This window comes from Burkholderia sp. 22313 (assembly GCF_052045245.1).
In the GTDB taxonomy this organism is placed as follows: domain Bacteria; phylum Pseudomonadota; class Gammaproteobacteria; order Burkholderiales; family Burkholderiaceae; genus Burkholderia.
The window spans coordinates 196,645-203,686 of sequence record NZ_JBQEON010000005.1 but is presented as its reverse complement, the minus strand read 5'-3'; the positions used below and the strand labels follow the sequence as shown (position 1 = coordinate 203,686).

General features: G+C 66.0%; 7 protein-coding genes. 4 read left to right on the top strand and 3 right to left on the bottom strand.

The features are described from left to right. Together ACTJKF_RS06955 and ACTJKF_RS06950 are read left to right on the top strand one after the other, a co-directional pair. Nucleotides 1-1,104, top strand: a 1,104-nt coding sequence (locus ACTJKF_RS06955) for a porin (protein ID WP_440622824.1), incomplete at its 5' end; no start/stop codon positions are given. Between the two features lie 307 nt (nt 1,105-1,411). Continuing rightward, entirely contained in the window at nt 1,412-1,975 is a 564-nt protein-coding gene (locus tag ACTJKF_RS06950; protein WP_440622823.1) for an AAA family ATPase, read from the top strand. A 42-nt stretch (nt 1,976-2,017) separates the two neighbouring features. Here ACTJKF_RS06950 and ACTJKF_RS06945 read toward each other — a convergent pair whose 3' ends face one another. The 3 genes from ACTJKF_RS06945 to ACTJKF_RS06935 form a co-directional block, all read right to left on the bottom strand. Further along, nucleotides 2,018-2,560 carry a cysteine hydrolase family protein gene (locus tag ACTJKF_RS06945; protein WP_440622822.1) on the bottom strand — a complete coding sequence of 181 codons (543 nt, stop codon included), beginning with the start codon at nt 2,558-2,560 and terminating at the stop codon, nt 2,018-2,020. 240 nt (nt 2,561-2,800) lie between these two features. After that, nucleotides 2,801-4,126 carry an MFS transporter gene (locus ACTJKF_RS06940; protein WP_440622821.1) on the bottom strand — a complete coding sequence of 442 codons (1,326 nt, stop codon included), beginning with the start codon at nt 4,124-4,126 and terminating at the stop codon, nt 2,801-2,803. A 43-nt stretch (nt 4,127-4,169) separates the two neighbouring features. Continuing rightward, entirely contained in the window at nt 4,170-5,354 is a 1,185-nt protein-coding gene (locus ACTJKF_RS06935) for a M20 aminoacylase family protein (RefSeq protein ID WP_440622820.1), read from the bottom strand. 180 nt (nt 5,355-5,534) lie between these two features. Here ACTJKF_RS06935 and ACTJKF_RS06930 point away from each other — a divergent pair, with 180 nt between their 5' ends. Together ACTJKF_RS06930 and ACTJKF_RS06925 are read left to right on the top strand one after the other, a co-directional pair. Further along, nucleotides 5,535-6,437 (top strand): LysR substrate-binding domain-containing protein, encoded by a 903-nt coding sequence (locus tag ACTJKF_RS06930; RefSeq protein ID WP_440622819.1) that lies wholly within the window; start codon nt 5,535-5,537, stop codon nt 6,435-6,437. 176 nt (nt 6,438-6,613) lie between these two features. Next, the gene (locus tag ACTJKF_RS06925) at nt 6,614-6,934 is read left to right on the top strand and encodes a pyrimidine/purine nucleoside phosphorylase (protein ID WP_059565677.1); all 321 of its coding nucleotides are present in this window, start codon (nt 6,614-6,616) and stop codon (nt 6,932-6,934) included. The last annotated feature ends 108 nt before the right edge of the window (nt 6,935-7,042 follow it).

Here is a 7,042-nt window from a genome sequence, read left to right as displayed (position 1 = left end):
TTGCGACTCAAACATTTCGCATGGCTGATCGTGGCCGCCGCACCGGCCGCCGCGCTCGCACAGACCAGCGTGACGCTGTACGGCCGTGTCGACGGCGGCGTCGAATACCTGAACCACATCGCGACGCCGAACGGCAGCTCGACGCGCTGGAGCGCGGAGGGCGGCGACTGGGGCACCAGCATGTTCGGCCTGAAAGGCGTCGAGGATCTCGGCGGCGGGATGTCGACCGTCTTCAACCTGGAAACCGCGTTCCAGGTGATGAACGGCACGACGGGCGGCGGACGCATGTGGTCGCGCCGCGCGTATGTCGGCCTGAAGAGCGACACGTGGGGCCAGCTGCAGGCCGGCCGCAACCTGTTCATCGACAGCGACGGCGTGTGGGAATTCGATCCGTTCGTCCAGCAGGCGTTTTCATCCGCATCGCTCGTGCGCGGCCGCAACTGGCAGCAGACCAGCAACAACATCGAATATCACAGCCCGGTGATCGGCGGCTTCGACGTGCAGGCGCAATATGCGTTCGGCAATCAATCGCGCGGCTTCAACTACGGCGCGGCCGACGACTTCGGCCGCTCGGACGGGATCATGCTGTCGTACCACTCGCCGCTGTTCGACGTGCGCGGCATGTACGACGAACTGCGCGACAACAACGGCAAGTTCAGCAACATCTTCACCGCGTCGCGCGAGTATTTCGTCGGCGCGAACGTGAAGGTGTCGAAGTTCAAGATCCAGGGCGCGTATACGCACTACCAGGCGCCGGACAGCCCGGCCGGTGTCGCCGATCGTGCCGATCACTACTGGCTCGGCGCGACGTATACGGCCACGCCGCAGTGGGCGGTGACGGGCGGCGGGTACTACGTGAAGGTCGGCGACGGCGGCGGCGATGCATCGCACGATCCGTCGGGCCACGCGATGATGTACGTGCTCGGTACCACGTACAACCTGTCGAAGCGCACGTTCCTGTACGGCACGGTCGCGTATGTGCGCAACGGCGGAAATTCGAACTTCTCGCTGCTCGCGTCGCCGCGCGATGCGACGTCGGGCACGAGCCCGATGACGGGCGAGTCGCAGACGGGCGCGTATGTCGGGATGATGCATACGTTCTGAGCGGGGTGTCACGCACGCAAGGCACGGGTGAGGGTGGCCCGTGCCTTGTTGCGTTTACGCGGCTTTGCCGGATGATTGCGATACACGCACATTGGCGTCGGCATATGGTTTGGTTGCTCGTAGCGGCTGCACTCCGTCAGATTAGAAAGCGGTATCAAGCCAGATCGCTGGGGTGCTTGGCTGCAGTACGTCACATGTCCGTCGTTTCGCCACGAGTCGCAGCGACGAAGGTGGGCGGTGGAGCATCGCGCTACCGATAACGCACACTCGATTGATTTACATTGGCTGACGTTTATCGACCGAGAATTTGGCGTCGAAGGACGGTTATGCAGATCATCACTATCTGATCGACGTGAACAGAGACCCAAACATGAAGGTTTGCATCGTAGGCGCGTCGGGTGCGGGAAAAACGACGATCGCCGGGGAGTTGGCTCGGAGGTTCAATACTGACGCGTATGAATTCGACAACGTCTATTGGGACAGGAGCGGCGCGGAGTATGTGAAGAACTCGGATCGGGCGATGGCTGACGCTATCGCGACAATCATCGTCGAGGCCAGTTGGTTTGTCGAAGGCGCGTACGACAAGCGGATGTATCCGCTGCTTGCCGAGTGTTCACTGATTTTGAGGGTGGAAGTTCCGTTCCGCGTGCGAGCGATACGCCTGATCAAGCGCTTCATTTGGTCGACGGTGACGGGCAAGTTGCCCAGGGAGACCTTCCGGAACACCGTCGACTTGATCAAGTTTTCATACCGGTTCGACAGGAGGCTCAGCGACTTTCTGTCCGCAGACGTGATGCTCTCGCGGAAAGTTGCGTCGGTCCGTGACACATCATCGTGCATTGACGCCATGCGCACGGCCGGACTTTGCTGACACTATCGCAACGCGTGCCCGCAGTCTGACCGGCGTTGTGCCTCAAAACCTGCACGCCTCAGTCGTCGTCAGCGTCGCAAACGGTCCGCCAAGCGTCGCGTTGTGATGCGCGACGATCCGTTCGGCCGGCAGCGCAGGCGTGTCCATGCAGGTATGCGCATCGGCGACGAGCACCGCACGAAAGCCAAGATCGGTGGCCGCGCGGCACGCGGTGTCGATGCAGTATTGCGTCTTCATCCCCGCAATCACGATCTCGCCGATTCCCGCCGCGTGCAGCCACTCGGCGAGCCGCGTGCCCGCGAAGCAACTCGGCCGGGTCTTGTCGAAGACGATATCGCGTGCGGTATCGATCGCGAGTTCCGGCAGCAGCGCGGCCAGCGGCGCGTCGGGTGCGATCGGTGAGCCGGCCGGACCCGTGTGACGCACGGCGAACACGGGCGCACCGGCTTCATGCGCACGACAAATCAGCCGGTTGATGTTCGCCAGCACGCGTTCGCCGTCATGCGGACGATCGGGGCCATGAAACAGCCCGACCTGCATGTCGATGACGAGCAGCGCGCGTTTCGGGGAAGGGGCATCGGACATCGTGTTTCTCCTGAAGGGCCGGTACGGACGGAGAAACGACGAGACCCCGTCCAGAACCGACGGGGCCTGTGGGAATCGGCGACGCTACGATCTCGCGCGCACTTGCCGCACAGGCCCGCCGAAGGCGGTCGTGCGTGTGGTCGTCGAAAGGGTGGCCGTGGCGTTGTGCATGAAGCGATGATGCCCGATGCGTGCGCGCGGCGTCAATGATGCGCGCGCACCGCGCGCATTGGCCATTGCTCAATCAAGCGCCTTCCCGGCCTTCTCATCCATGCACCGAATGGCGAGCAGCGTGAACGCGCCGCACCCGATCGCATACCAAGCGGGCGCATTCGGATTCCCGGTCGCCGCGATCAGCCAGGTCACGAAGAACTGCGCGAAGCCGCCGAAGATCGCGACGCCCACGCTATACACGAGCGCACCGCCGGTCGCACGCACCGCACGCGGGAACAGCTCGCCGAGCATCGCACCCGTCGCGCCGATGTTGATCGCATGCACGATCGACAGCGCGGCGATGATCGACAGCAGCGACGCGGCGCCCGGCCAGCGGTTGAGCGCGATGAACGCCGGATAGATCGCGGCCATCAGCACGATGCGCGTCCACCAGACGATCCGGTTGCGGCCGTAGACGTCGGACAGGTGGCCGCCGATCGGCGTCACGAGCATCAGGATCGCGCCGGCCACGCAGCCGGCCGTCATCGACAGCCAGGTCGGCAGGTGCAGCACCTGCACGCCGTAGATCGCCATGTAGAACACGATGATGTAGTGGATCGACGTGCCGCCGATCGTCACGCCGAGGCCCGCGAACACGGCCTTGCCGTGATGGCGCAGCACGTCGGCGAGCGGCAGCGACGCGACTGTTTCCTCGGCGGCATGCGCGGCAGCAGGCGTCGCAGCCGGCACTTCCTCGACCGTGCGACGCAGCCAGTAGCCGATCGGCACGAACAGCGTGCCGATCACGAACGGCACGCGCCAGCCCCAGCTTTCGAGCTGCGCGGCATTGAGCGTCGACGTGAGCGCGACGCCGGTGAGCGCACCGGCGAGCGCGGCGAGCCCCTGGCTCGAGAACTGGAACGACGCATAGAAACCGCGGCGGTGCTGCGGCGCCTGTTCGAGCAGCAACGTCGTCGACGCGCCGACTTCACCACCCGATGCGAACCCTTGCAGCAGGCGCGCAAGCACGAGCAGCAGCGGCGCGGCGAGGCCGATTTGCGCATAGGTCGGCGCGACGGCGATCGTCGCGGTGCCGAGCGCCATCAGCAGCAATGTGAGGATCATCGCCTTCTTGCGGCCGGCGCGATCGGCGTACATGCCGATCACGAGCCCGCCGAGCGGACGCGTGACGAAGCCGACACCGAAGCTCGCGACCGCGAGCATCAGTTGTCCGAACGACGAATGCACCGGAAAGAACAGCTTGCCGATCAGGATCGCGAAGAAGCTGTAGACCGTGAAGTCGTAGAACTCGAGCGCGTTGCCGACCGCGGCGGCCGCGATCAGGCGGCGTTTCTTCGCGGCGGCGCGGGCGTCGGCCGGCGAGCCGGCGAACGAAAGGGCGGACGTTTCCATGGGGTTCCCCTGCTAAGGCGCGGAACTGCGTGATGAAGGGCCGTCAGGCCGCAAGCCAGGCTTCGGCGATGCGGACCCAGTAGCTCGCGCCGATCGCGAGGATGTCGTCGTTGAAGTCGTAGCCGGGGTTGTGCACCATGCAGCCCCCCTTGCTGCCGATCCCGTTGCCGATGAATGCATAGCAGCCGGGGCGCGCTTCGAGCATGAAAGCGAAGTCCTCGCTGCCCATCAGCGGCGCGGCCTCGGATTCGACGCGCTCGGCGCCGAGCATCTGGCGTGCGATGTCGGCCGCGAACGCGGTCGGCTCCGGATGGTTCACGAGGACCGGGTAACCGTAGTCGTAATCCACTTCCGCGGTGACACCGAAGCTTTCCGCCTGGCCCTTCGCGAGCGCCTCGATGCGGCGTGCGAGCAGCGCGCGCACGTCGGCGTTCAGCGCGCGCACCGACAGCTTCATCACGACGGTCTCGGGGATGATGTTGAAGGTCTCGCCGGCCTGCACGCTGCCGACCGTGATCACGGCCGCATGCTGTGCGTCGACCTCGCGGGCGACGATCGTCTGCAACGCGACCATGATGCTGCCCGCGGCCGACATCGGGTCGCGCGCGAAGTGCGGCATCGCGCCGTGGCCGCCGACGCCGCGCAGCGTGATCGTCACGCGGTCGGCCGATGCCATCGCGGCGCCGGTGCGGAATGCCATGTCGCCGGCGGCCCGGCCCGGCATGTTGTGAATCGCGAAGATCGCGTCGCACGGGAAGCGGTCGAACAGGCCGTCGTCCATCATCGATTTCGCGCCGCCGAAGTTTTCCTCGGCCGGCTGGAAGATCAGGTTCAGCGTGCCGGAGAACTGGCGCGTGGCCGCGAGGTGACGGGCCGCGCACAGCAGCATCGCGGTGTGGCCGTCGTGGCCGCACGCGTGCATCTTGTTCGCATGGCGGCTCGCGTACGGCAGGCCGGTGGTTTCGGCGAGCGGCAGCGCGTCCATGTCGGCGCGCAGGCCGACGGTGCGCGTGCCTTGCCCTTCGCGCAGCACGCCGACGACACCCGTCTTGCCGATCCCGCGATGCACGTCATAGCCCCAGCCGGCGAGCAGTTCGGCAACGAGCTCGCTCGTGAGCGTTTCCTCGAACGCGAGCTCCGGGTGCGCATGGATGCGGCGGCGCACGTCGATCAGCTCGGGTGCGATCGCGGCGATGCCGGGGATGACGGGGTTCACGGCTTGCAGCATGGTGTCTCCTGTGGGGCCGGTGGGCGTTTGACGCGCATATGAGGTCCAAGCATATAAATTTCTGTCGGGTACCAGAAGCTGCTAAATTGCTTTGGTGCTCACCACCGGTTGCCGCTCGGGAATACCCTGAGCCAACCTGCGTGGCCGGGTCTCGGGTTTCCACGAATCACGCATGCCGCCATGAAATACCACCAGCTGAAAGCGTTCGTCACCGTCGCGGAGGAAGGGAGCATCCGCGCGGCCGCGCGGCGCCTGAACGTGTCGCCGGCGGCGCTGACGAAGGCGGTCAAGGAGCTGGAGATCGCACTCGGCGTGTCGCTCGTCGTGCGTACCGCGCGCGGCGTGCAGCTCACGGCGTTCGGCCAGCAGCTGCAGGTGCGCGCGCGGCTGATCGTCGCGGAGATGCAGCGTGCACGCGACGATATCGAACAGGCGCAGGGCGCGATGACGGGTTCGGTCGCGGCGGCGATCACGCCGGCCGCCGCGGTGACGATCCTGCCCGATGCGTTTCGCGCATTCCGGCGGCGCTTTCCGGTCGCGCGCGTCAGCCTGATCGAAGGGTTCCCGGGCGTCGCGCTGCCGCGGTTGCACGACGGCTCGCTCGATTTCGCGGTGGCCGTCGTCGTGCCCGAGCTGCTGGCAGCCGAATTCGATCACGCGGAACTCTATGCGAGCCGGTCGCTGATCGTCGCGCGCAAGGGGCATCCGCTCGCGTCGGCCACGTCACTGGCCGATCTCGTCGAGGCCGACTGGCTGATGAATCCGTCGCCCGAAAGCTCAACGCAGGTGCTGTTCAATTCATTCGTCGCGTACGGGCTGCCGGTGCCGCAGCGGGTCGTCGAATGTCCGAGCTTCGGGCTCGCGCACAGCCTGATGACGGCCTGCGACCTGATCGCGTCGATGCCCGAGCAACTGCTGCAGGGCGAGTGGGCGCGCGATCGGCTCGCGGTGCTGCCGATCCGCGAACGGCTGCCGGCCGTCTCCGTGCAGGTCATCACGCGCCGCGACAGTCCGCTCACGCCGGCCGCGGCGATGCTGCTCGACTGCCTGCGCGATTCCGCGCGCCGCCAGGGGCTCGGGTGAGTGGTGCAGCGCATCGGGTAGTGATCCGAACGATCCGGCGTGCGACCCGGCAAGCCCCGCTTCCGGCATGCTCGCCGCGAGCTGCTCGTCGCAAGCCGGTATCATAGCGGCCGGCCTGCCGCCCCGGCCGGCTTCCAACCACACGCCATCCGGCATCCAGCAATCAGAGGCATCACATGACCAGTGCAACCCAATTCGACAACGTATCGGTCGTCAAGCGCGCGAACGTCTATTTCGACGGCAAGTGCGTGTCGCATACCGTGCTCTTCCCGGACGGCACGCGCAAGACGCTCGGCGTGATCCTGCCGTGCGCGCTCAACTTCGGCACGGACGCCCCCGAATTGATGGAAGTGCAGGCCGGCAAGTGCCGCGTGAAGCTCGACGGCAGCACCGAATGGCAAACCTACGGCGCCGGCGAATCGTTCTCGGTGCCGGGCAAGAGCCGCTTCGACATCGAAGTGCTCGAGACGCTCGACTACGTCTGCAGCTACCTGTAAGCACGCACCTCGGCGCGGATCGTGTCCGCAGCGGCTGTCCGCGCTGAAAACAAAAAGCCCCGCCGAAGCGGGGCTTGTCGCATGCGAACGGCGCAATGCCGTCCGGCA

What these genes read in the sequence shown, in the direction of transcription:
- ACTJKF_RS06930 (WP_440622819.1), top strand. Translation starts at nt 5,535, where the DNA reads ATGAAATACCACCAGCTGAAAGCGTTCGTCACCGTCGCGGAGGAAGGG.
- ACTJKF_RS06940 (WP_440622821.1), bottom strand. Translation starts at nt 4,126, where the DNA reads ATGGAAACGTCCGCCCTTTCGTTCGCCGGCTCGCCGGCCGACGCCCGC.
- ACTJKF_RS06935 (WP_440622820.1), bottom strand. Translation starts at nt 5,354, where the DNA reads ATGCTGCAAGCCGTGAACCCCGTCATCCCCGGCATCGCCGCGATCGCA.
- ACTJKF_RS06925 (WP_059565677.1), top strand. Translation starts at nt 6,614, where the DNA reads ATGACCAGTGCAACCCAATTCGACAACGTATCGGTCGTCAAGCGCGCG.
- ACTJKF_RS06945 (WP_440622822.1), bottom strand. Translation starts at nt 2,560, where the DNA reads ATGTCCGATGCCCCTTCCCCGAAACGCGCGCTGCTCGTCATCGACATG.